This is a genomic window from Acinetobacter sp. RUH 2624 (genome assembly GCF_000162375.2).
Classification (GTDB): Bacteria; Pseudomonadota; Gammaproteobacteria; order Pseudomonadales; family Moraxellaceae; genus Acinetobacter; species Acinetobacter nosocomialis.
This window is the reverse complement of the sequence record NZ_KI391939.1, coordinates 1,126,091-1,151,540: the sequence shown is the minus strand read 5'-3', so window position 1 is coordinate 1,151,540 and position 25,450 is coordinate 1,126,091. Positions and strand designations below refer to the sequence as shown.

Genomic DNA, 25,450 nt, shown 5'->3' with positions numbered 1-25,450 from the left:
GTTCGGACAGTATGCAAAAGCATCTTTTACTTCCTTTATTTTTATCTATTGGGCTTATATTACAGGGGTGTGATTCAAAAGAAGCAACTCAACCTGAGCCACCGCCGGCTAAAGTCAGTGTATTAAGTATTCAACCGCAATCGGTAAACTTTAGTGAAAATCTTCCTGCACGGGTACATGCGTTCCGTACGGCTGAGATCCGTCCACAAGTGGGAGGCATCATTGAAAAGGTTTTATTTAAACAGGGTAGTGAAGTTAGAGCAGGGCAAGCTTTATATAAAATTAATTCAGAAACTTTTGAGGCAGATGTAAATAGTAATCGGGCTTCGTTAAATAAGGCTGAAGCAGAGGTTGCGAGGCTCAAAGTTCAGCTAGAACGTTATGAGCAGCTCTTACCAAGTAATGCAATTAGTAAGCAAGAAGTAAGTAATGCCCAAGCTCAATATCGTCAAGCTTTAGCTGATGTCGCTCAAATGAAAGCAGTATTGACTCGACAAAACTTGAATCTGCAATATGCAACAGTTCGAGCGCCTATTTCCGGCCGGATTGGACAATCTTTTGTTACTGAAGGTGCATTGGTTGGTCAAGGTGATACCAATACCATGGCAACCATCCAGCAAATTGATAAAGTCTATGTTGATGTAAAGCAATCAATTAGTGAATATGAGCGTTTACAAGCTGCTTTGCAAAGCGGTGAGCTATCAGCAAATAGTGACAAAACCGTTCGTATTACTAACAGTCATGGGCAGCCTTATAACGTAACAGCAAAGATATTATTTGAAGATATTAATGTTGATCCTGAAACGGGCGATGTTACGTTCCGTATAGAGGTAAATAATACTGAACGAAAATTACTTCCTGGCATGTATGTGCGCGTCAATATTGACCGTGCTTCTATTCCTCAAGCGTTATTGGTTCCGGCACAAGCGATCCAACGTAATATTAATGGTGAGCCGCAGGTATATGTTATTAACGCTAAAGGCACAGCGGAAATTCGTCCTATCGAAATTGGACAACAATATGAGCAATATTACATTGCCAACAAAGGCTTGAAAATTGGCGATAAAGTTGTTGTTGAAGGCATTGAACGCATTAAGCCAAATCAAAAATTGGCAATGGCTGTATGGAAAGCACCAGCCGTTGTAAATGACGCTCCAAGTATAGAAAAGAAAGCTTCTACAACTGAAGGAGCTCAATCATGATGTCACAATTTTTTATTCGTCGTCCTGTTTTTGCATGGGTTATCGCGATCTTTATTATTATATTTGGATTGCTAAGTATTCCTAAATTACCAATCGCGCGCTTTCCAAGTGTAGCTCCGCCACAAGTAAATATTAGTGCGGTTTATCCGGGTGCTACAGCTAAAACTATTAACGATAGTGTCGTCACCTTAATTGAGCGCGAATTATCGGGTGTAAAAAATCTACTCTACTATAGTGCGACAACAGATACCTCCGGTACAGCAGAGATTACTGCTACGTTTAAACCGGGCACGGATGTCGAGATGGCTCAGGTCGACGTTCAAAATAAAATCAAGGCTGTAGAAGCTCGTTTACCGCAGATTGTGCGTCAGCAAGGTTTACAGGTGGAAGCTTCATCGTCCGGATTTTTAATGCTGGTCGGGATTAACTCTCCAAATAATCAATATTCCGAAGTTGATTTAAGTGATTACCTTGTTCGTAATGTTGTAGAAGAGCTAAAACGTGTCGAAGGTGTAGGGAAGGTTCAATCTTTTGGTGCCGAGAAAGCTATGCGTATTTGGGTCGACCCAAATAAGTTAGTTTCTTACGGTTTATCAATTAGTGATGTGAATAATGCAATTCGAGAAAACAACGTCGAAATTGCACCCGGTCGACTTGGTGATTTACCCGCTGAGAAAGGGCAACTCATTACTATTCCACTGTCTGCACAAGGGCAATTGTCTAGTGTCGAGCAATTTAAAAATATCAGTTTAAAAAGTAAAACTAACGGTAGCGTTATCAAGTTATCTGATGTTGCAAATGTTGAAATCGGTTCCCAAGCCTACAACTTTGCTATTTTGGAAAATGGTAAACCTGCGACTGCGGCAGCAATTCAGTTAAGTCCCGGTGCGAATGCCGTGAAAACTGCCGAAGGTGTTCGAGCAAAAATTGAAGAGCTAAAGTTAAATTTACCAGAAGGCATGGAGTTTAGTATTCCTTACGACACCGCGCCGTTTGTTAAAATTTCAATTGAGAAAGTAATTCATACATTACTTGAAGCCATGGTTCTGGTTTTCATTGTGATGTATTTATTTTTGCACAATGTCCGCTATACGCTTATTCCAGCAATTGTGGCACCTATTGCCTTACTCGGTACTTTTACCGTAATGCTACTTGCCGGTTTTTCAATTAACGTACTCACCATGTTCGGTATGGTGCTTGCCATCGGGATTATTGTCGACGATGCGATTGTCGTGGTTGAAAACGTAGAAAGGATTATGGCGACTGAGGGATTAAATCCTAAAGAAGCAACATCTAAAGCAATGAAAGAGATTACCAGCCCGATTATTGGTATTACACTGGTATTGGCAGCAGTATTTTTACCAATGGCATTTGCGAGTGGTTCTGTAGGGGTTATCTATAAACAGTTTACCTTGACCATGTCGGTGTCTATTTTATTTTCAGCGCTATTGGCACTCATTTTAACACCGGCACTTTGCGCTACGATTCTAAAACCAATTGATGGGCATCATCAGAAGAAAGGCTTCTTTGCATGGTTTGACCGCAGCTTCGATAAAGTCACTAAAAAGTATGAGTTGATGCTGCTTAAAATCATCAAACATACTGTGCCAATGATGGTGATCTTTTTAGTGATTACCGGTATTACCTTTGCCGGAATGAAATATTGGCCAACTGCATTTATGCCAGAGGAAGATCAGGGCTGGTTCATGACTTCATTTCAATTACCTTCAGATGCAACTACGGAACGTACCCGAAATGTAGTCAATCAATTTGAATATAATTTGAAAGATAACCCCGATGTAAAAAGTAATACCACTATTTTAGGTTGGGGCTTTAGTGGTGCAGGACAAAACGTAGCGGTGGCTTTTACTACCCTTAAAGACTTTAAAGAACGAACTGGTACGGCATCAGAAATGACGAACGCCGTGAATACCTCGATGGCAAATAGTACGGAAGGTGAGACCATGGCTGTATTGCCACCTGCTATTGATGAGTTAGGTACTTTTTCTGGTTTCAGTTTACGTTTACAAGACCGTGCTAACTTAGGTATGCCAGCTTTATTGGCTGCTCAAGATGAACTTATGGCAATGGCAGCCAAGAATAAAAAGTTCTATATGGTTTGGAATGAGGGGTTGCCACAAGGTGACAATATTTCTTTAAAAATTGACCGTGAAAAGCTGAGTGCACTTGGTGTTAAGTTTTCTGATGTTTCAGACATCATTTCTACATCAATGGGTTCAATGTATATCAATGACTTTCCTAATCAAGGACGCATGCAACAAGTCATTGTACAAGTTGAGGCCAAATCACGTATGCAATTGAAAGATATATTGAATCTGAAAGTCATGGGTTCAAGCGGTCAATTAGTATCTTTATCTGAAGTTGTGACGCCACAATGGAATAAAGCACCGCAACAATATAACCGTTACAACGGACGTCCATCTTTGAGTATTGCCGGTATTCCGAACTTCGATACTTCATCGGGTGAGGCAATGCGTGAAATGGAACAATTGATTGCGAAATTACCGAAAGGTATTGGTTATGAATGGACGGGTATTTCTTTACAGGAAAAACAGTCTGAATCTCAAATGGCCTTTTTACTTGGTTTATCCATGTTAGTTGTTTTCCTTGTATTGGCTGCACTCTATGAGAGCTGGGCAATTCCACTTTCTGTGATGCTGGTTGTGCCACTCGGTATTTTCGGCGCAATTATTGCCATTATGTCTAGAGGCTTAATGAATGATGTGTTCTTCAAAATTGGACTCATTACCATTATTGGTTTATCGGCAAAAAATGCAATTTTGATTGTTGAATTTGCAAAAATGCTGAAAGAAGAAGGCATGAGTTTGATTGAAGCCACTGTTGCAGCAGCTAAACTTCGATTACGTCCAATTTTGATGACTTCTCTTGCGTTTACCTGTGGTGTAATTCCTTTGGTGATTGCTTCTGGTGCAAGTTCGGAAACTCAACATGCTTTGGGTACAGGAGTTTTTGGCGGCATGATTTCAGCAACCATTCTGGCTATTTTCTTTGTTCCCGTATTCTTTATCTTCATTCTGGGTGCAGTAGAAAAGCTATTTTCCTCTAAGAAAAAAATCTCTTCCTAAATTCAATGCATCAGAGGGAATACTAAATTTCCTCTGATCTACACAGCTACTCAACTCATTTTGTTATTTGGAGAATACTATGTCGAAATCGGCAACTGTATCTCGTGGACTCGTTATTTCTACACTCTCAATTGCACTCGTTGCATGTGTCAATATGCAAGCTCCACAACCTGCAATTACATCTCATATTCCACACAACTTTTCTCAAAATACTTCTGGAAAAACGATTGCTGAACAAAGTTATAAAGAGTTTATTTCTAATCCGAAATTAGCACAGGTTATTGAAATAACTTTAAATAACAACCGTGATTTACGTACTGCCACATTCAATATTGAACGTGTACAGCAAGAATACCAAATCACAAAAAATAGCCAGTTACCCACCATTGGTGTAATGGGAGGTGCAGCAAGACAAGTTGATCCGTCTATTAATCCTAATAACCCAGCTTCTACATTTCAGGTTGGTTTAGGAATGACCGCATATGAACTAGACTTTTGGGGACGTGTGCAAAATTTAAAAGATGCGGCATTAAATAATTATCTAGCAACACAAAGTGCTAAAGAAGCAGTTCAAATTAGTTTAATCAGCAATGTCACGCAAGCTTGGTTAAACTATGCTTTTGCTCAAGCTAATTTAAATCTTGCAGAGCAGACTCTAAAAACACAACTCGATTCTTATCATCTTAATAAAAAGCGTTTTGAAGTTGGTATTGATAGTGAAGTTCCGTTAAAACAGGCACAAATTTCGGTTGAAACAGCACGAAATGATGTGGCCACGTATAAGACTCAGATTCAACAGGCAAAAAATTTACTGGATTTGCTAGCAGGTCATCCTGTTCCGCAAAATTTACTTCCTGATCATACAATTCAAAATATTACCTTTGAGAAAACCTTTGCAGCCGGTTTACCAAGTGATTTATTAAATCATCGTCCAGATCTTAAAGCTGCCGAATATGAGTTACGTGCTGCCGGAGCGAATATTGGTGCTGCCAAGGCACGCATGTTCCCGACCATCAGCCTGACAGGTTCGACGGGTTATGCATCGTCTGAACTGAAAGATTTATTTAAAACAGGCAATTTTGCATGGTCGATTGGACCTAGTGTTGATCTACCAATTTTTGATTGGGGAACACGAAAAGCTAATATTAAAATTGCAGAAACTGACCAGAAAATTGCATTGGCTAAATATGAAAAAGCTATTCAATCGGCATTCCGTGAAGTCAATGATGCTTTGGCTACGCATGCACATATCGGAGAAAGGTTAGATGCACAACGTCGCTTAGTCTCTGCGACTGATGCAACCTATAAACTCTCCATGGCACGTTATAGAGCAGGCGTTGATAGCTATTTTACGGTTTTAGATGCGCAGCGTTCTGCCTATGCAGCACAACAAGGCTTACTTGCGCTTGAACAGATGAAATTCAATAACCAAATCGAAATATATAAAGCTTTAGGAGGAGGAATATCTAAAAGCTAACTAGTTGTGGTCTAAAAAATAAGCTGATATAGAGATTCCTGATCAGCTTATTTTTACTTTAGATGATTAAATTTTGCTATGACATCATATATTCAGCGCTTAAGTTCATATGAACTATTAGGTTAAATTTAAGCAATAGCTGTACACACGTACTATATCAGTTTTTCCAGGCGTGTAAAGAGATTTTTAAAAATTTATTATTAAATTTCAATGTAGTACAAAGATTTAGTATTTTAAGCTTTAGCGTGGGCAGGCTAAGAATTTTGAGACTAAAAGGTGATTTAGAAAAAGAAATTTGTATAGCAGCCAGTAGCCATAATACGGCTCGTAAATTTAGAATTTAGTAAGGTAGCTCGGCTCACTAGGGTAAATATAAAAGTGTAATTACATTTTGTAGAAAGCTGCCAGAACTATTTTGGCTAAGATTAGAAATAGGGTTAGCCAGTTTAAGTCTTTAAGAGTGGCACGGCTTGGTAAGTTGCTTGAGCAACAGATACCAAGCTAAAAATTTACTGTAGTAAAGAATAAACGGCGTAGCAGTAATGTAGAGTAGCCAGAGTCATATATATGGTAGGTTTTCAGATATTCTATTTAACATAATATACATTATACGAACTGTTGTGTAATTTACACCTAGGTCTTTGATCCTCCTTATTTTTATACACTGGTGCTGTGCTTTGCTTAGCCAACAATGAAATTTTTGGCTAAAGTCTGATAAAAATATTATGTCTTATCTTTCACGCTCCATTTTAGCTATTGCACTACATCCTAGAAAGCATGGCATTTTTATAAATTATTTCTTTACTTTTTTAAGCTTCATTGTGCATTAACGCCAAAACTGTGATTTAACTAAAAATTCAAAATTTGAATTAAATTACAGATATGAAACTTAATTGTTAATTGAATAACCAAATTTAGGCAGCTTTCTTCTCTACAACTGTAAAATAATTTTCTTATATCTAAATGCTACTTATTTAAAATTAAATTACCTAGATTTCAGCAAAGTTACAACTTGCCTCATACAATGAGAGTTTATTTAATTGTGCTAAACAACTCTACTTACTGTTTAAAATGTATTCAATATTGTTCTTATTAACTTAAAGCTTTTATATTTTAATTTATATAAATCACCACAAATTAGAGTTAAAGATCTAATTACATAATTGTTTTTTAGTAAAATATATTATTTTATTAAATAATATAAATTTTTAAATCATCGAGTTTTTTAATTTTTTTAAAAAAATAAGAATATTTTAAATTAAAGCATTCATTATCAGTAATTTAATTTTATACAAACTAAGATTCATTATTTGTTTAAAATGTGATTTTATTATCATTTTTAGCAAAATAGCTATAAAGCAATAACTATTTATATAAATAAAATAATTAGTGAGATATGCGTCACATGTTATTTATTATTTTTTTATTAAAATGAATTTTCATATTGTTTTTAAATAAAAATTATTGTATCTCTTATATTAACTATTTAATAAATAGGTATATATAAAATGAAAAATAATATATTTAAAATTGTAGTTTTGGCGGTACTTTCCACTTCCCCACTATTTTGTTATGCGAATAACACAATAATGATTAAAGGAAATATTGTTGAAGATACTTGTTCTACAGTAAATATTGAAAAAGAATGCGCTCAAATCAATTCTTTGAATACAACTATTGATACTCAATATTTAAACAAAGATAATGTATTCAACTTAGCGCGACATACTGAAAAAATGGATACGAGTATTGAAACTATAAGTGCTAATAAAAAAGTAGTGCTTGTTAACTATCATTGAAATGAACGAGCTTTCAACATCAACTCAGTCTTAACTCTTTACGGTTACTTGAGTATGAATGGCCTTATAAGAGTGAATTTTTGACTTTATAGTGCAATACTTAGCTAGAGTTAACAATTCGCTCTTATTTGCTTAATAAATGATAAATTTTTCACGTTTTTTCATGCATAAAGATAAATTGTTCTATATAATTACTTCATTAAATTTTTCTTAAAATAATTTTCTTTAATTGTATTTTTCTTTTGCAATTATTCTTAATAGAACTTCTATCAAATATTTCATATTTAAAAACAAAATCTTAACTCAAAAAGAGCATTTGTCATGTTTACTCTAAATTCATGGTATTTTTTCTTATTCTTTAAAAAATATGTGATCTAGTTTGCATTTTGTTTAAAAAATGTTTGTATCGCCGCATTACTTTTCAAGATGTCAACCTCTGGAAAAGTAACAGATTAAACTTTTATCCAGACTTTTTGAGAAAACACTATGAAAAAACTTGCTTTGATCGCTGCTCTTTCAGTTGTAGGGATTGCGAACGCTCAAGCTGCTGATGGTACAATTACAATTAATGGTTTAGTTACAGACAAAACTTGTGACATCGTTACACCTGCTGGTAAAGATTTCACAGTTACTCTTCCAACTGTTTCTAAACAAACTTTAGCAGCTGCTGGTAACGTTGCTGGTCGTACTCCTTTCCAGATCAAATTAGCTAACTGTTCAGAAGGTAAAGTTGCGACTTACTTCGAACCAGGTGCAACGGTTGACTTCAATACTGGTCGTTTACTTAACCAAGACGCTACTGGTGCTAAAAACGTTAACGTTCAACTTTTAGGTAGCAACAACCAAGTAATTCCAGTTCTTGCTGCTGGTGCAAATGGCGCTCAAGCAAACTCTCAATGGGTTGACGTTGCAGCAGCTGGTAGTGCAGACCTTAACTACTATGCTGAATACTATGCAACTGGCGCTTCTACTGCTGGTAAAGTCAACACTTCTGTTCAATACACAATTATCTATCAATAATTGATGGATGATAGGGTTTCTATATCCGTATAGAAGCCCTATTTTGTGTAACGCTTTCCCGAACTTCCTTGGCTGAGAATCCTGAAATGAAATTGAACAGTTATAATTTTTTGTTAGGTTTGGCATTTGCTTCAGCGGTAGCCGCACCTGCCTCTCATGCAGAAATTGTAATTCATGGCACTCGTGTAATTTATCCATCAGATGCCCGAGAAGTTACGCTACAAGTTAGCAATAACGGTTCAAAACCAGCACTTGTCCAAGCTTGGATTGATGAAGGCGACCCAAAAAGTACTCCGGATCAATCAAAAGTTCCTTTTATGATTGCTCCTCCAATTTCTCGTGTTGAAGCAACAAAAAGTCAGACTTTTCGTATTACTGCTCTACCCACTGCTTCTCAGTTAAATCAGAAGCAAGAAACTGTCTTATGGTTAAATGTTTTGGATATTCCTCCAAGACCTACCTCAAAGGGCTCAGATGCGACACCTGATAATTTTCTGCAATTAGCAATTCGTTCACGTATTAAATTCTTCTATCGTCCAGCTTCGATTAAAGATGATGCGAACTTAGCGGCAGATAAGCTTCAATGGGTTAAATCTGGTCAAAACTTAACGGTAAAAAATCCAACACCTTTTCATATCACCATGACTTCTGTTTATCAGAAAGTCGGCGATAAAAAAGTAGATTTATTACCTGAAGGGCTAATGGTTAAGCCTTTTTCTGATGCATCCATTCAGCTTAAGAATGGCAATCTTCAGGATATGAGTTTTATTAATGTGAATGACTACGGTGGCCGAGTCGAACACTCAATAAAACTTCAATAATCAGATTTATATTTTTTAATAAATTTTAAGCACCTATTATGTGAGTAGGCGGACTTAGCTATGCCAAAAAAACGGCAAGAATCTTATAAATTATTAAAACGCCATATTTGTTATTACTTGGCTTCCGGTGTTGTTACCATGACAATGCCTGTATTCGTGCACGCTGAAGAAACAGCTGCGAGTGCTCCTGTCGAAGCTGAGTTTGATTCTGCTTTCTTAATTGGCGATGCAAAAAAAGTTGATATTTCTCGCTTTAAATATGGCAACCCTGTTTTACCTGGCGAATATAACGTTGACGTATATGTAAATGGTCAATGGTTTGGTAAACGTCGTATGGTGTTTAAGGCGGTAGACCCAACACAAAATGCGGTCACTTGCTTTACAGGAATGAATCTTCTTGAATACGGCGTAAAACAAGAGGTTTTGTCTAAGCATGCTCCCCTTCAAAAAGAAAATAATAGTTGCTACAAAATAGAAGAATGGGTTGAAAATGCATTTTACGAGTTTGATAACTCTCGTTTACGTGTCGATATTTCAATCCCTCAAGTCGCATTACAAAAAAATGCGCAAGGTTATGTCGATCCGAGCGTATGGGATCGCGGTATTAATGCAGGCTTTTTATCTTATAACGGTAGTGCTTATAAAACGTTCACTCAATCGAATGATAGAAGTGAAACCTCAAATGCGTTTATGGGTATCACAGCCGGACTAAATTTAGGTGGTTGGCAGCTACGTCACAATGGTCAGTGGCAATGGCAAGATACACCTGCTGAAAATCAATCTAAGTCAAGTTACGAAGAAACAAGTACTTATTTACAGCGAGCATTCCCGAAATATCGTGGTGTTTTAACACTTGGTGATAGTTTTACAAACGGCGAAGTATTTGACTCTTATGGCTATCGTGGTATTGATTTCTCAAGTGACGATCGAATGCTGCCGAATAGTATGCTTGGTTATGCCCCACGTATTCGTGGTAATGCTAAAACTAATGCAAAAATTGAAGTACGTCAGCAAGGCCAACTTATCTATCAAACAACGGTAGCACCGGGTAACTTCGAAATTAATGACCTGTACCCTACTGGATTTGGTGGCGAGATTGAAGTTACCGTTATTGAGGCGAATGGGGAAATACAAAAATTTTCTGTGCCTTATGCATCTGTTGTTCAGATGTTACGTCCGGGTGTAAACCGTTACTCACTCACTGTAGGTCAATTCCGTGATCGTGATATTGATCTTAATCCTTGGGTGGTTCAGGGTAAATATCAACAAGGTATTAATAACTATTTAACGGGTTATACCGGAATTCAGGCTTCTGAAAATTATACAGCTTTATTGCTGGGTGCTGCTTTTGCAACACCTATTGGTGCTGTTGCATTTGACGTTACGCATTCTGAGGCGGACTTTGAAAAACAAGCTTCGCAGTCTGGTCAAAGTTTCCGTTTAAGCTACAGTAAATTAATTTCACCAACCAATACGAACTTAACACTTGCAGCTTATCGTTATTCAACAGAAAACTTCTATAAATTGCGTGATGCCCTTCTTATTCGTGATTTAGAAGAAAAAGGTATCAATACTTACGCTGCGGGTCGCCAACGTAGTGAATTCCAGATTACCTTGAACCAAGGACTCCCTGAGGGTTGGGGTAACTTCTATATGGTAGGTTCATGGGTCGATTATTGGAACCGTAGTGAAACAACTAAACAGTATCAGATTGGTTATAGCAATAATTACCATGGCTTATCTTATGGTTTGTCTGCGATCAATCGTAAAGTTGAATACGGCGCAAGTAACCAATCACGTGATACTGAATACTTAATGACATTGTCTTTCCCAATGAACTTCAAGAAGAACTCAGTTAATGTCAACATTACTGCATCTGAAGATAGTCGTACAGTGGGTGCAAGTGGAATGGTGGGTGATCGCTTTAGTTATGGTGCTTCTATGTCGCATCAGGACTATGCAAACCCAACATTTAACGTAAATGGTCGTTATCGTACTAACTATACAACTGTTGGCGGTTCTTATAGTGTGGCTGATTCTTATCAACAAGCTATGGTGAGCTTAAGCGGTAGTATCGTTGCTCACTCAAAAGGTGTGTTATTTGGACCTGAACAAGGTCAAACAATGGTACTTGTACATGCACCTGATGCAGCTGGCGCAAAAGTAAGTAATACCGTTGGTCTAAGCATTAATAAAGCAGGTTATGCCGTAGTTCCATATGTTACTCCATACCGTCTTAATGACATTACCCTTGACCCTCAAGAAATGTCTAGCAAAGTAGAACTTGAAGAAACAAGTCAACGTATTGCACCGTTTGCTGGTGCAATTGCTAAAGTAGATTTTGCGACTAAGACAGGTTATGCAGTTTATATTAATAGTAAGACTGCAGATGGCAACAGCTTACCTTTTGCAGCACAAGTCTTTAATCAAAAAGACGAAGCTGTAGGTATTGTTGCACAAGGTAGTATGATTTACTTACGTACCCCACTTGCTCAAGATCGTCTGTATGTAAAATGGGGAGACGAAAGCAATGAGCGTTGTTCGGTTGAGTACAATGTTGGTAATCAGTTGCAAAACAAGCAACAAAGCGTGGTAATGACGGAGGCTGTCTGCAAATGAAAAGAATATTATTAACGGGTGCTCTATTTACCGCGGGCTTAGGTGTGTATGGTGAAGCTAATGCTGCATGCTATATAGTCAATTATGAAGCAAATGATGTTCTTATGGCGGTGGGACGTGTTGTCGTACGTCCTAGTGATCAAGTAGGTGCGATTTTAAGAAAAGCGACTTTTCCTATTACCCGGACTAGAACACAAGCAAATAATTGTGATAGCCGCGATGTTGCCGTTGCGGAATTAACACAGGCTTATCCGTTAAGCTCCTTAGGCAATAGCATCTATACAACCAATATTCCTGGTATTGGTATTCGCCTATACCGTGAAGCAGATAATAATACCAATTTTTCTGGTTATTACCCTTATCAACGTGGTGGAATCTCAGGTAATCGTTACTTAGCAGATGGCTATTTTGTTGTGGAAATAATTAAAATTGCCTCACAAACAGGTTCTGGGACTTTAGTTCCTGGTAGATATAGTAGTTATTATATCCGTGGTTTTCCAGATAAGCCTTTCTTAACAAGTACTGTTAATGCCAATGCGATTACCATTGCATCTTCTTCATGTGAAATTCAAGGTAATATCAATAAAGTTGTACAACTACCAACAGTTACTAAAGCTGGCTTTAAAGGTGTTGGTTCAACTCAAGGTGAACAAACTTTTGATATGAACATCCTATGTAATGGTGGTATTAACCCTACTGGCTATGAAGAGAAAAATCTTATTAGTTTGACCTATGACTTTACTCAAGATGGTACAAACAATCAGGTTTTAGCGAATACAGCTGCAGCTTCTGAAAAAGCAAACGGTGTAGGCGTTCAGTTACTTTGGAATTATCAAAATAAAAATCAGGTTATCAAAAAAGGTGACAAGCTGGCTTTAGGTACATTGTCTTCTAACCAGACACTTCAATATAACGTACCGATGACTGCCCGCTACTATCAAACAGCAACGAATGTTACACCGGGTAAAGTTCGTGCTATGGCAACTGTAACTATTGAATATGATTAATCATATTCAATAGTTTTTAAATTTAACAATATCAAATATTTAAGAATTAATAATAACTTTTTCTTTATCCATACTTTCTAAGAATTTACTTAACTTTATAGGAACATCTATGAAAAAAATAGGCATAGTTGCTGTTAGTGCAATTACCTTATGCTGGGCCATGTATGAGGTATCATCTGATAATACCAATACAGCATTACGTAATGAATCTAACCAAAAAGTCGCATCTAAAAGAATTTCATCAACTACAAAGAATGAAAAATTGGCATCTCAACCCCTTTTGACTCAAATGAATTCCCCTAATTCTTCTACCCCAATCTGCCAATATCATTTTGATGCAACTCAAGAAGATTATGACCTATGGAATAATGAACATCCTGATTATTTTCCTATGAAAATATTTCCAATAATAAGTGGGCAAAAATTTAGCCTTAAAGTAGATCCTATACTAGAAAATGAATATGGCAATATAGATTATATAGCGAGAAGTAAAGCAGGTCTCAACTCGACTAATGATATTGGCGATTTCTCTATACCTAATAAGGGCATTATTGCCTTTGAAATGGAACTAAAAATTCCAACTGTAGCCGTTGGTAACTCTTCTTATATCTCTAATATTGATTTTACTGGCGTAACAAATAATGGATATACCGTTAGATCAAACTACGGGTTTCATACAGGGACTTATGACCCAGATTTTGGCGAGAATCCTCCAACTTTAAATTACTCTTTAGCATATCGAGTTAGTGATAATAGCGGACCTGATCATCCTTACTTCAAAAGTCAAAATATGACAAATAATATGAATGGATACCAACGCTTGGGTATATATATTAATCAGAACACGAAGCAAGTAGGCTTTATTTTAAATGGAGTTGATCAGGGGTATCAATCTAATTTGCCAGCTCCGCTTGCGAATATACGTTTTTCTATTATGAATGGTATAGCAATATATTCTGAACAATTATTTGGACAAGAGTTATCTAGTGAACTTATAACTGATCGAGATGATCTTCAATTTATTTACCCACCAGATACAACTGATATTTGTGGTAATACCATTTAAAATATAAAACTATGAAGCGTAAAAAAGGGCTAAATCATAGCCCTTTTTATTTCCTTTAAAAATGAATGACAGTACGAATTGATTTACCTTCATGCATTAAATCAAAAGCAGTATTAATGTCTTGTAAAGGCATGGTATGAGTAACAAAAGGTTCAAGTTGAATATCACCTTTCATAGCATCTTCGACCATTTTAGGAAGTTGTGAGCGCCCTTTCACACCACCAAATGCTGTACCCAACCATTTACGGCCAGTAACTAACTGGAACGGACGAGTTGAAATTTCTTGGCCTGCACCCGCTACACCAATAATGACAGATTGTCCCCAACCACGATGTGCACACTCTAGAGCTGAGCGCATAACATTGACGTTTCCAATACATTCAAATGAATGATCTACGCCCCAGCCTGTCATTTCTACAATGACTTGCTGAATAGGTTGGTCATAATCTTTAGGATTTAAGAAATCTGTAGCGCCAAACTGTTTTGCCAGCTCAAATTTATCTGGATTTGTATCTACGACAATAATGCGCCCTGCTTTTGCTTGACGTGCTCCTTGTACAACGGCTAAACCGATACCACCTAAGCCAAATACAGCAACAGAGTCGCCCTCTTGTACTTTCGCTGTGTTATGCACGGCACCAATACCTGTAGTTACCCCACAACCTAATAAACATACTTGCTCGTGATTCGCCTCAGGATTAATCTTAGCTAAAGATACTTCGGCTACTACCGTATATTCACTAAAGGTTGAACAGCCCATGTAGTGGTAAATTGGTTCGCCCTTATATGAAAAACGTGTAGTACCATCTGGCATAACGCCTTTACCTTGAGTTGCACGTACAGCAACACAAAGATTGGTTTTTCCAGATTTACAAAATAAGCATTCTTTACATTCTGCCGTATAAAGCGGAATAACATGATCACCCGGCTGAACGCTTGTTACCCCCTCACCAACTTCAATTACTACCCCCGCGCCTTCATGACCTAAGATTGCCGGGAAAACACCTTCCGGATCATCGCCAGATAAGGTAAATGCATCGGTGTGACATACTCCAGTATGGGTAATCTTGATTAAAACCTCTCCCGCTTTGGGTGGTGCAACATCAATTTCAACAATTTCTAAAGGTTTTCCTGGAGCAAAGGCGACAGCTGCACGAGATTTCATCTTTGGGTTTCCTTTATATCATTCGGTATTTATAGTCGAGCAAAATAGATAATGTAATGCTAATACAAGAGCTTAATTTTGCTTAAATCAAAATTGGCTTTCATAGCAATCCATTACAGCATAGCCAGTCACATACGTCTAAGCAAGCCTACATTTAAAAAACGAGAAAACCCCTTACTTGAAGAGGTTTCTTATCAAATCATTATCTTGTAACCAGCTTATTTTTACTTATAGGTAAATATCCGGTGGGTATGGCGTGTTATCACTAATAGGTGTATAGAGCGTATTTTCAACAAAGAAGCCATTTGGAGCTTGAGTAGTATCGATTGTAATCGAGTCAAACATAACTTGTGGATATGCCCAGATAAATTGCTTCATAAGCCCTAGAGATACATTATTTTGCATATCTCCAAAAATACGTTGCCAGATAGGTGTTCGATATGGTTTGTTTTTGTCGAATCCATAGATATAAGCAATAGATGCATCTGGTACAAACCCTGATAAATAAGCAACTTTACTGGCAGGATAGCCTAAATCTTGAGTTGGTATTTGTGAAACAGCTTGATGGGCTAAATCTAATTTCGCTTCTAAAAGCCAATCATAGGCTTCAGTCATAATGTAATCAAAATGAGGGTATGAATAATGCTCACTTGGATAATTAATATAAGTTGCTAGGGTTTGTATTGGTGAGCGAATAGATGGGAAAAAGATTAATGGGCACACTTGGGCATTTGCATATTTTGTTTTAATTGCTGTTCTAATATCTTGGCAGGTCTGCCCTAACTTATTTCTTAACCATGTTTTAAATTCATCATACGGCGTTCCTGTTTTATTCATCGCCTCATAAATTGTTCCTAAGTCTGGTGCATATAAACCTGTATCTGCATTAAAAGCTAACTTGGTTGGATAGTCATAGACACATGGTAAGTTCGTATCTGTGTTATACCACCACCAAGGCTCACCAATTTGCATGTTGACATCACACCCACCCGTCACCATGGTATCTGCAAACTCAATAAAAACTTTATGTAAATATGCCAAAGCATTTTGATCACTTAAACTGAAGAAATAACTTGGTGGCTGGTAGCCTGTTTTACCCAAATTACTATTCCAGTCTCGCTGTGCCCAAAATTCATTTGCGCCTAGCGAGTACATTTCAAAACTTACCCCAAAAACGGGTTGCATATTTGCATTATGCAGAGCTTGGGCATATTTCTCATGCCATTTACGGGTACATGGGTTAATAACATCCTGTCCTGTAACGAGTGTGTCAGGAATCTGGAATCTATTAATATCACTTCTCCAGATTATTTCAGGATAATGTGACATACCACAGTAATGATTAATGAAACCGTGATAACCCAAAGCAGCCATGTTATCTACTATACGCTGCGGGTTCAGGTCGTAATGATCGTCATAGCTGGTACATAAGCCATAGTTATGCTGTGGTACAACCACTCGGCTTAGATTTAGTTTTGCATTTGCACCTGTCACGACTGAATTAGTAATGCGAATATAACCATCTTCAGCCTGACTTAAGGGCAATGATGAGTGTGGGTTATAACTACTTGTAAAAGCCGAAAATGTAATTTGCTGAATATTGGTAACTGGAAAACTGTCTGTAGCTGAAAAACCTGCTTTGACCGTATCCCAGTTGATATGAATATGGGCAGACCTTGAAGATGGAGTATTTGCATAGTTGAACAAGACGATATATGCAATTTTATCTACTCCATTGTCGTTATAATAAACCGTTAAAGTTGGAGTTAGCGACTCATTATTTAGAACTGGCATAGATGGTGATAGTTCAATATCAAAGTCCCATACCACACCTGAATAGCTATATTTAGTTTCATAAGCTAAAAATTTATGGTCTTTAGAGTCGTAAGAGTCCCAACTAATACCAGCCAAGTCTGTAGTCATGCGTGAGCGGAAAGACGCCTCAAAACCGTTGCCATAATTGGTAATCGCAAAAGACATGGTTTGTGGACCATCTATTCTCCAATAAGTTGGGTTGAACCTATCAATAAGTATATTTTGAGTAATGGGTTGAGGTGAAACAGTCGAATTATTTTGTACATTTTCTGAATTATTTATCATGTCATATTGCTCTTAATAGTTTTAAGAAGCTTTATATTAAATAATAATTTTATTTATATTGTTCAGATAAGTAACAATTTAGTCTAATCTATTAACAGTAGATAATGGTTGGAATCATTAAAATAATGTAAAGCTAACATATTATTTTAATTCTAAAGTGGACTTTGCAATAAGGAGCAATGAATGCCAAACTTTTCTCATTTAAGCCACTTTAGACTACTCGTTATTTTTACTCCAGTTCTTTCATTATTAAGTGGCTGTAGTGATCCAATATTTTATAAAAATACTAAAGCTTCTGCTATTTCTACTTCTACCTATACAACTAATTATCCAATCCCTGATGAATATTTAAATGAAAAGCTCCAACCAAATGAAAAAAAACTGGCTCAAGAAATCTCTACCGTTATTGAAGAATCAATACGTAAAGAGTATGCACCTGGTAAAGCCTTAAGAGATGCACATCCTAAAGCACATGGATGTGTGCGTGCCGAGTTCCATGTACTTAAAAATATTCCAACTCAACTTGCAAAAGGTATATTTGTTCCTGATAAGAGCTATCAAGCCTGGATTCGATTTTCGAATGCATCTAACGATGCATCTCAAGCAGACATTGAAAAAGATGCTCGCGGCATAGCCATAAAAGTCTTAGGCGTACCGGGTCAGAAAATTTTAGAAAGTGAAAAAGAAGCGACAACTCAAGATTTTATTATGATCAATCATCCTGTCTTTTTCGTAAATGATGGGCAAAGATATCTTTCTTTTATGCAGGATGTTAACAGCAAAAGTACTCTCAGAAAGCTTCATATTCCGTTTGCTTTAGGGCTTAAAGGAACAATCAATGCTTTAGGAGCGCATAATTCTAAAATTTCTAATCCATTATATGTACGTTACTGGTCTATGGTGCCCTATCAATTAGGATTAGATAATGACCGTCAAGCTGTTAAGTACTCCGTAAGAAATTGTTCTAAGGTGTCTACATCTCTACCTGACCATCCAAACCATAATTTTTTAAGAGCTGCACTACAAGATACGCTGCAAAAACAAGACGCTTGTATGGAGTTTCTTATACAGCCAAGAACTTCAACCCAAATGCAAGTTGAAGATGCAATGACAGAATGGAAAGAAGCAGAAGCACCTTTTTATCAGGTTGCAACTATTCGTATTCCAAAGCAAAGCTTTGATACACCGGAACAGAATCAATTTTGTGAAAATCTCTCCTTTACGCCGTGGCATGCTTTACCTGAGCACAAACCTTTAGGTGCAATAAACAGATTACGTAAAATTATTTATGAAAATATAAGTAAAGTGAGACACGATATGAACTCGGCCCCTCGACAAGAGCCTTAAAAATGAGTTCGTCATACTTTACATATAAAAGAACTACCGATAAAAAAGATAGTTCTATATCAATGGACCTTTAAAAAAATGGCTATACTAAGCTAAAGCCTATAGATCAATTTTCTCAACAATAGAGTGTAGGATGGCTAACTTCTTTTTTATTGAATAATCTCCTTTACTTGTGTCGATAGTGATTCGATCAATGAAATCTGCTAACCAAAAAATAAAGTCTTCTTCACTTTTATAGATGGGAATCAAGCTAATATCTAACTTGAAAGGTAACTCATCCTGAAGATTAAGAAGTGTGCCTCCGAAATCAAAAAAATTATATAAAAACTTTAATTCTGTACCATTAATTGCTTTTTTGATTTCCATAATTAAATTATTTAGGTTTTTTAGATGATTATTGGTATGTTCTTTTTTTATATTTTTTGAAATTTTTTCTGCTAATAGTAAATATTTTGGCATTTCTATCTCCTTATTAATTTATTGTAAAATATAAGTATAAGATTAAAGTTATAAATTTAAGTTTTTAGTTTTTATTGAAGTGTTATTTGTTTTTTAAATTTAATATAAATTTATGTAAATTGAAACCTTTTATAATTTAAAAATGTGATCTAATTTGAATTATATTCTGAGTAAATTAATAGGTTTTTTATTATTCATAAATAAGCCCAATACTTTTAAATTATTGGGCTTATTTTGTTAATATGCTTAAAATCACTTTCTTTAATCTTAAGTCATTTTATGGGAACTCTTCACTTTATGAATTTTCCCACATTTTCTACATTCTCTTATCTCATCATGAGAAATATCAAAATCATATTCCCAGATGTGCATGCAGAAAAACTGTCTAAAATTATGGAGCATAGACACCTCCTTTAAAAAACTAACAAACATGAAAGTTCTTTATAGATTCAGAATACATCTAGACTAAATTGTCTACAAGGAAGCAATTTAACTCTCTTTTAAAATTTCTATATCTCCTTAAATCATGAAGATAATAAAAAGCTAACATTGATTTCTGTATCCATTTTTATAGCGAACAAGTGAGTTATGTTCATAGTGAAAACTTATGTGAAGACATCAACATAACAAGGAATTTTGCTAATTCCATAAAAAAACCGCCCCAGAAGGCGGTCGCTGAATTTTGACAGCGATATAGAAGTGTGGTGGAAACACTTCTATTCTTTAAATTATTTTTCTTCTTTTATAATTTTCATGAAGGGCTCTGATTTAAAGTAATTAATGATAAGTTCCCCCTCATCATGTCTCTGTACTTCTACTGGCTGAGTATGACCACTATCAAATTCACAGTTAAATTTAAAGTCTGGTGGAATAAATTTTGAAATAGGAGGAAGATGAGTCTCCCCACCTGTCGTCATTCTTTCTATAAATCCCGCTAACCATAAAATATATTCGTCTTTATTTTTATGGCTTGGCATTAGGCTAATATCAATCTTAACGGCGCATTCATCCAGTGGCTTTGTTAAACATTCTTCAAAGTCAATAAAGTTATATTTAAGCTTAAATTTTGTACCTTTAATCTCTTTACGGATTACGCCTATCAAGTTATTCAAATGTTCAGTCGGAGTATCAGAAAAAAGATTATTTTCTTCAATTTTTTTATATACCTTTTCAGCAATCATTAAATATTGTGGCATTTCCTATCTCCTTCCTTCTACCTTCCATTGTTTGGTAGGTTGCTTATGCAGCTTTTTAAGGAAGTATGATAGAAATCATGTGTTTTAATGTAGTAGTTAGTGTCCTCATTGTAAGTAATGTGAACTTGTGAAATTAGGGCGCATGTTAAAACACAACTTATAAAAATAAGGAGTAATATGTCACAGTTTTATAAGTGAAATTCATAAATTATCGAAATAATTTCTTGCAGTAAAATACAGCTCACACAATCAAAATGATTATTTAACACGCCGCTAGTAAAATTTTAATCTCTACTAATACATTGTTTTCATTATATTTTAATTTTATAGTTTTTTAGAGTACAACAAAATCATACAGTTATTGAGGTTTTTGACATATAAATTGAATATAAGAATGCTCTGATAGATCTAACTTGGATGCAAATTAAATGCTTACATGATCAATCAGCCATATGAGCAGTATAGTACTATGGCCTTAAGTGCTTGGGGTTTTACTGATTTACCTTCTTATACAGATACATACGATCCTAATGAGAAAGATATAGTGATAAAGACAAATAATTGGTTGAATGATGAGGCAGCAGAAGAAAAAACACGTCAGGGTCTTACCGCTTTTGTAGCCCTCGATGATGCATTTATGAGTATCGCTTCACGTATTTATTTAATTAGAAATGCCAAAGAAACCATAGATCTACAATATTACATTTGGACTAATGATTTTGTGGGTAATCTGATCTTGCATGAATTACTGAAGGCGGCAGATCGAGGCATAAAAGTCAGACTGTTAATTGATGATCAAAACGGTATAAAACTCGATGGCATATTAAGAAGCCTTTTACAGCATTCCAATTTTGAAATTAGGTTATTTAATCCTTATAAATTTAGATATTTAAGAATATTCGACTATATTTTTCGCTTCAAAAAAGTGAATCACCGTATGCATAACAAGCTCATAATTGCAGATGCTTCAATTGCAGTAACCGGTGGTAGGAATATCAGTAGTGAATATTTTGAAGCAAGCAGTAAGTTTCAATTTACAGATTTAGATATTTTGTTTTATGGAGATGCTGTACGGCATGCCCAAGCTGTATTTGCTGACTTTTGGGAAAGTACCTTAAGTGTAGACGCGACTAAAGTGATTGGTACTTGTGCTGAGCATCATTTAAAAGCACTAAGAGAGCATTACGAACAATTACACCATGAAAACCATAGTCTGACTGAAGATAAACTTTATGATGCTCAGTCTTATCTAAAAGAGCTTTTAGAGCACAACCCTATACAATGGTCTAAAGCACACTTTGTAGCAGACTCTCCCAAGAAAATTTTAGGTACCGCAGCTGAACATGAAATGCTGTATGGGCAAGTCATGTCTATTATGGGTAAACCCAAGCAGCACTTAGAATTAGCTTCTGCTTATTTTGTACCCACTCAACAAGGTACGTATTATTTGAAACAACTGCGAGTTGAAGGAATTAAAGTTCGTGCTTTAACTAACTCTTTTGCTGCGAATGATGTTGCGATCGTACATGCTTTTTATAGTCAATACCGTGTAGAAATGCTTAAAAATGGTATTGAGCTTTATGAGTTTAAACCTGTTTTAGAACGGCGACGTAGAACTTGGTACGAAATCGTAACGGGTAGCGTTATACCGGCAAAAGGTAAAAATAAATCAAGTTTGCATGCGAAATTTTTTGATGTAGATGGCAAAGTATTTATTGGTTCTTTTAATTTTGACCCTCGCTCTACTTATTTAAATACCGAAGTAGGTTTAGTCATTGAATCTAGCCAATTACAAACTCAGATTTCCGTTATGTTAGATCAACATTTACCTCAAGTGGCCTATCAGTTAAAACTAAATAGCCAAGGTGAAATTACTTGGCTAGATTACCAGTCGAATGGGCAAGTCATTGAATACGATAAAGACCCGGGAACCAGCCGTTTTCAACGAACAATGATTAAAGCTGTTTCTTACCTGCCTATTGAGTGGATGATGTAAGTTTGAATATTACAAGAAACCTATTTCATTAAAGAATTTTTGATAGGCTTCTGCTTTCTTCTCAAGCGCTAGTGGATATGCTCTAGAAGATGACGGTAACCGATATAAATGAATATTGCGGTCGGCAAAATAAGTTGTTGTCGATGTTCCAATTAAAGGTTTTTCAGTGTTCTCAGGTAAAACTGAAATTAAGGTATCAGTTGCTTTGTCCCCTGTAGTCATAATAGTTTGGCATAAAGGGATTTTTTGAAGCAAAGCCGCCAAGTCTGTGGGTGTGACAATTTCCAGAAATTTGTCGGAAGCATTACCTTTGAGGCGTTTAATTTGATAAGCCGTATCGAAAATGGCAATACCTGTTTCAGTTAAGAAGTTTCGGATACGTTCTTCATTAAATGTTTTCTGATTTTCGCTTAAAAAATAGGTCTTGTCTTGGAAAAAGATTAAGCCAAAAATTCTCCACATGTCATTTTGAAAGTTTGGATAATAAAAGTCCATCTTCCATTTATTACGAGGAGGTGGGAAACTCCCTAGCATTAATAAACGGGCATTTTCAGGTAAAAATGGTTGTAGTGGATGGGTTTCTATCTCAATTATCATAAAAAATCAGTATTTACTTCAAAAATTATAAGTAACTTAACGCATTTTTAGGTTAATCACGAGTCAAGAAATGCAAATTCACTTAATTAAATGATTGAGGCGAAACATTTTGTTGTTTCGCCTCAATCATTTCGTTTATATGCATGTTAGTAACCAAACTGCTTAAGAGTTTAAAATTTTAAAGACTTTACCTGTTCTTGGATGGGCAAAGGTATTGTCTTGATCTAAATTGATAACTTTGTCTGAAATGACAATCTTCGAAAGTGGTAACCAGTTTTGCTCTACTTCGGTTGAAGCTAAATTTTTTTCCAACGCATTTTCAAAAATTTGCTCTACCACAATTTCCATACCACACATACTTTTTGCATTAACTTCTTTTAAAATATGACGTTTAGACATTTTAGTCTCCATTTTTTATTCTTAACGTTAAAGATAATAAAGGGAGTTTTGCTACAACATGTAAAATTTAGCATTTGAAGTGTTTTTTTTGTTTTAAACATATTTATTTAATAATTAAATGAATAGTGAAATAATTATTTAAAATAAAAATTAATATTAGATGAACTTGTAAAAAAGTTTATTATTTTAAATAAATTTAATTTATAGAAAATAATATTTAAAGGGCCCACGTATGAACCCCTTTATTTACTTTTAAACCTGTACAGCATTATCTAGAGAACTATCATCTTTGTTTTTATTATTATCTTTACTAATCAATGTGTCAGTATCGCTATCGGTACTAAAACTCTTACTATTTTTTTGCTTCTTCTTGTATACGCACATGCCAATGGCAATACCTGTTCCTAGTACTAAAATTGATTTTAACATTTTGCACCTCTTCAGTTGACGGAGAAACTTTTGAGAAATTAACTTAAATTAATAGCACATTATTTGTTATTTAAGGGCTTTGATTTGAGTCGCTTTTGTAAGGTATTTAATTTTTATGTTAATTGAAGAGTATAGTAGTTTCAAAAATAAATTTTGATACAAAGCAAAAAGCCTATTCTAAAAATGGAATAGGCTTTTTACTGTATTTCAGGATTAAGCAGTATTATTAATTGCTTTAAGCAATCTTATTTATCTTTAAATACAGTTCCAATGTATTTAATGCTGAACTTTTAGTCAAGATGGGAAAGGGACCATTTGCAATTAATTGGTCATTCTTGTGATGAAATTCTCATTTTTAAAATAAGCAATAAAAAACGCCCATTTCTACTTCTCAAAAAGAAATGGGCGCATGTGAAAACCACTAAAGACCTGAAATACCAAATGTTCTTACATTCAGTAATATTGATTCTAATTAATTTACCGAATGGTTGACAATTAAACCATTTGTACTTTTTTTAGTCATTTCGGCCAATAAAAAATGCAAAATAATTCGCTATTTTCAATATGTTTAGCAATAAATTATTTATCTAGAATGCGATTGAGTACGGTTAACCAGTTAGAAAAACAAATTTTTTCTATACTTTCATTGGAATAATGTCGCTTTTGCATTGCTTCAATAAGTAGGTGTAGTCCCCTTACATCTTCAATTTCATCGCTAATAAGTGCTCCATCAAAGTCGGAACCAAAACCGACATAATCTTCTCCCATTTGATCTATTAAATATTCAAGATGCTCTAAAAGTACATCAATAGATGTGTTGGCATCGCGCTGCCCGTCTTTACGTAAAAATGCAACGTCAAAATTTACCCCGACTATGCCTTTAGAGTCCCTGATCGCCCTAAGTTGGTCATCTGTTAGATTTCTGGCTTGTGGACATAAGGCATGTACATTCGAATGGGTCGCGACTATGGGCTGTTGAAGAATGTTAGCGGTATCCCAAAAAGCTCGTTCATTCATATGGGAAACATCAATCACCATTTTTTTATCAGTACAGCGTTTTATAAATGCTTTCCCCTCGTGTGTAAGGCCGGCTCCCGTATCTGGTGAATGGGGAAACTTAGCATTTAAACCATGTCCAAAACGACTGGGTCTATTCCAAAGCGGCCCAATGCTACGAAGCCCTGCATCATAAAATACATCGAGTAAATCTGGATTGTGCTGTAGTGCTTCGGCGCCTTCCATATGCAATACAATGGCTAACTTTTGTTTTGCTAAACAGTGCTGAATATGCTGAACAGTTGTGCAAATTTGAATATCGTTAGAATACTCGGCAAGTTGTTTTGCTAAATCGAGTTGTGCCAGACAAATTTGCTCAATTTGCTGTTGGGTAAAGTCAGACGCGTTTTGGTCAAATAGTTTGTTGGGATGATGCTGCTTAACATAATGAAAAGGCGGCAAGAAAATAGCAAACATCCCACCGACAAAACCCGCTTCTTGACAGCGTTTTAAATCGAGATGCCCTGCTAAACGTTCCTGAATAAAAGCCTGAGCAGGATTGCTATGATCACTTAACCACAAACGGGTTAATATATCATTATGGCCATCAAAAACAGGCAATATGCCATGGTTCATATCGGTTTTCTC

Annotated in this window: 19 protein-coding genes; 11 read left to right on the top strand and 8 right to left on the bottom strand. The window is 35.8% G+C overall.

Annotated elements, in window-relative coordinates; all coding sequences use genetic code 11:
* Positions 1 to 11 precede the first annotated feature (11 nt).
* The 9 genes from adeA (at position 12) to HMPREF0014_RS12040 (ending at position 14,118) form a co-directional block, all read left to right on the top strand.
* Positions 12 to 1,202, top strand: a complete 1,191-nt coding sequence (adeA, locus tag HMPREF0014_RS12080; RefSeq protein ID WP_004887204.1) for a multidrug efflux RND transporter periplasmic adaptor subunit AdeA — start codon at positions 12 to 14, stop codon at positions 1,200 to 1,202.
* Complete coding sequence (adeB, locus tag HMPREF0014_RS12075; protein WP_004887205.1) at positions 1,199 to 4,309, top strand: multidrug efflux RND transporter permease subunit AdeB; 3,111 nt, start codon at positions 1,199 to 1,201, stop codon at positions 4,307 to 4,309. Before adeA ends, adeB begins: the two co-directional genes overlap by 4 nt.
* Positions 4,310 to 4,388: 79 nt before the next feature.
* Complete coding sequence (gene adeC, locus HMPREF0014_RS12070) at positions 4,389 to 5,786, top strand: multidrug efflux RND transporter AdeABC outer membrane channel subunit AdeC (protein ID WP_004887206.1); 1,398 nt, start codon at positions 4,389 to 4,391, stop codon at positions 5,784 to 5,786.
* A 1,508-nt stretch (positions 5,787 to 7,294) separates the two neighbouring features.
* Positions 7,295 to 7,585, top strand: a complete 291-nt coding sequence (locus HMPREF0014_RS12065; protein ID WP_004887207.1) for a hypothetical protein — start codon at positions 7,295 to 7,297, stop codon at positions 7,583 to 7,585.
* A 486-nt stretch (positions 7,586 to 8,071) separates the two neighbouring features.
* Positions 8,072 to 8,605, top strand: coding sequence for a fimbrial protein (locus HMPREF0014_RS12060; RefSeq protein ID WP_004708758.1), 534 nt, complete (start codon positions 8,072 to 8,074; stop codon positions 8,603 to 8,605).
* 86 nt (positions 8,606 to 8,691) lie between these two features.
* On the top strand, positions 8,692 to 9,426 hold the full coding sequence (locus HMPREF0014_RS12055) for a fimbria/pilus periplasmic chaperone (RefSeq protein ID WP_000774082.1): 735 nt from the start codon (positions 8,692 to 8,694) through the stop codon (positions 9,424 to 9,426).
* Between the two features lie 60 nt (positions 9,427 to 9,486).
* Positions 9,487 to 12,045, top strand: a complete 2,559-nt coding sequence (locus HMPREF0014_RS12050) for a fimbria/pilus outer membrane usher protein (RefSeq protein ID WP_006580908.1) — start codon at positions 9,487 to 9,489, stop codon at positions 12,043 to 12,045.
* Positions 12,042 to 13,052, top strand: a complete 1,011-nt coding sequence (locus tag HMPREF0014_RS12045; protein ID WP_002049906.1) for a fimbrial protein — start codon at positions 12,042 to 12,044, stop codon at positions 13,050 to 13,052. The genes HMPREF0014_RS12050 and HMPREF0014_RS12045 overlap by 4 nt, the downstream gene beginning before the upstream one ends.
* Positions 13,053 to 13,161: 109 nt before the next feature.
* Entirely contained in the window at positions 13,162 to 14,118 is a 957-nt protein-coding gene (locus HMPREF0014_RS12040) for a DUF4882 domain-containing protein (RefSeq protein WP_004887213.1), read from the top strand.
* A 55-nt stretch (positions 14,119 to 14,173) separates the two neighbouring features.
* Here HMPREF0014_RS12040 and HMPREF0014_RS12035 read toward each other — a convergent pair whose 3' ends face one another.
* Positions 14,174 to 15,283, bottom strand: a complete 1,110-nt coding sequence (locus HMPREF0014_RS12035) for an S-(hydroxymethyl)glutathione dehydrogenase/class III alcohol dehydrogenase (protein ID WP_004887215.1) — start codon at positions 15,281 to 15,283, stop codon at positions 14,174 to 14,176.
* A gap of 228 nt (positions 15,284 to 15,511) precedes the next feature.
* Positions 15,512 to 17,383: a hypothetical protein gene (locus HMPREF0014_RS12030; protein ID WP_004887218.1), complete on the bottom strand. Its 1,872-nt coding sequence runs from the start codon at positions 17,381 to 17,383 to the stop codon at positions 15,512 to 15,514.
* A 183-nt stretch (positions 17,384 to 17,566) separates the two neighbouring features.
* Between HMPREF0014_RS12030 and HMPREF0014_RS12025 the strand changes: the two genes are divergently transcribed.
* Positions 17,567 to 18,730, top strand: coding sequence for a catalase family protein (locus tag HMPREF0014_RS12025; protein ID WP_004887221.1), 1,164 nt, complete (start codon positions 17,567 to 17,569; stop codon positions 18,728 to 18,730).
* A 99-nt stretch (positions 18,731 to 18,829) separates the two neighbouring features.
* Here HMPREF0014_RS12025 and HMPREF0014_RS12020 read toward each other — a convergent pair whose 3' ends face one another.
* Positions 18,830 to 19,189: a hypothetical protein gene (locus HMPREF0014_RS12020; protein ID WP_004887222.1), complete on the bottom strand. Its 360-nt coding sequence runs from the start codon at positions 19,187 to 19,189 to the stop codon at positions 18,830 to 18,832.
* A gap of 728 nt (positions 19,190 to 19,917) precedes the next feature.
* Positions 19,918 to 20,385: a hypothetical protein gene (locus HMPREF0014_RS12015; RefSeq protein ID WP_006580909.1), complete on the bottom strand. Its 468-nt coding sequence runs from the start codon at positions 20,383 to 20,385 to the stop codon at positions 19,918 to 19,920.
* A gap of 436 nt (positions 20,386 to 20,821) precedes the next feature.
* Here HMPREF0014_RS12015 and HMPREF0014_RS12010 point away from each other — a divergent pair, with 436 nt between their 5' ends.
* Positions 20,822 to 22,381 (top strand): phospholipase D family protein, encoded by a 1,560-nt coding sequence (locus HMPREF0014_RS12010; protein ID WP_020992230.1) that lies wholly within the window; start codon positions 20,822 to 20,824, stop codon positions 22,379 to 22,381.
* Between the two features lie 9 nt (positions 22,382 to 22,390).
* On the opposite strand, the gene HMPREF0014_RS12005 is transcribed toward HMPREF0014_RS12010, so the two are convergent.
* The 4 genes from HMPREF0014_RS12005 to HMPREF0014_RS11990 all read right to left on the bottom strand — a co-directional run bounded on the left by HMPREF0014_RS12005 (position 22,391) and on the right by HMPREF0014_RS11990 (position 25,438).
* Positions 22,391 to 22,978 (bottom strand): uracil-DNA glycosylase family protein, encoded by a 588-nt coding sequence (locus HMPREF0014_RS12005; protein WP_000582748.1) that lies wholly within the window; start codon positions 22,976 to 22,978, stop codon positions 22,391 to 22,393.
* 162 nt (positions 22,979 to 23,140) lie between these two features.
* Entirely contained in the window at positions 23,141 to 23,377 is a 237-nt protein-coding gene (locus tag HMPREF0014_RS12000; protein ID WP_000044007.1) for a hypothetical protein, read from the bottom strand.
* Positions 23,378 to 23,629: 252 nt separating this feature from the next.
* Complete coding sequence (locus HMPREF0014_RS11995) at positions 23,630 to 23,806, bottom strand: hypothetical protein (RefSeq protein WP_000920232.1); 177 nt, start codon at positions 23,804 to 23,806, stop codon at positions 23,630 to 23,632.
* 579 nt (positions 23,807 to 24,385) lie between these two features.
* A complete protein-coding gene (locus HMPREF0014_RS11990; RefSeq protein WP_004887232.1) occupies positions 24,386 to 25,438 on the bottom strand; it encodes a dipeptidase in 1,053 nt (350 codons plus the stop codon).
* Between the last annotated feature and the right edge of the window lie 12 nt (positions 25,439 to 25,450).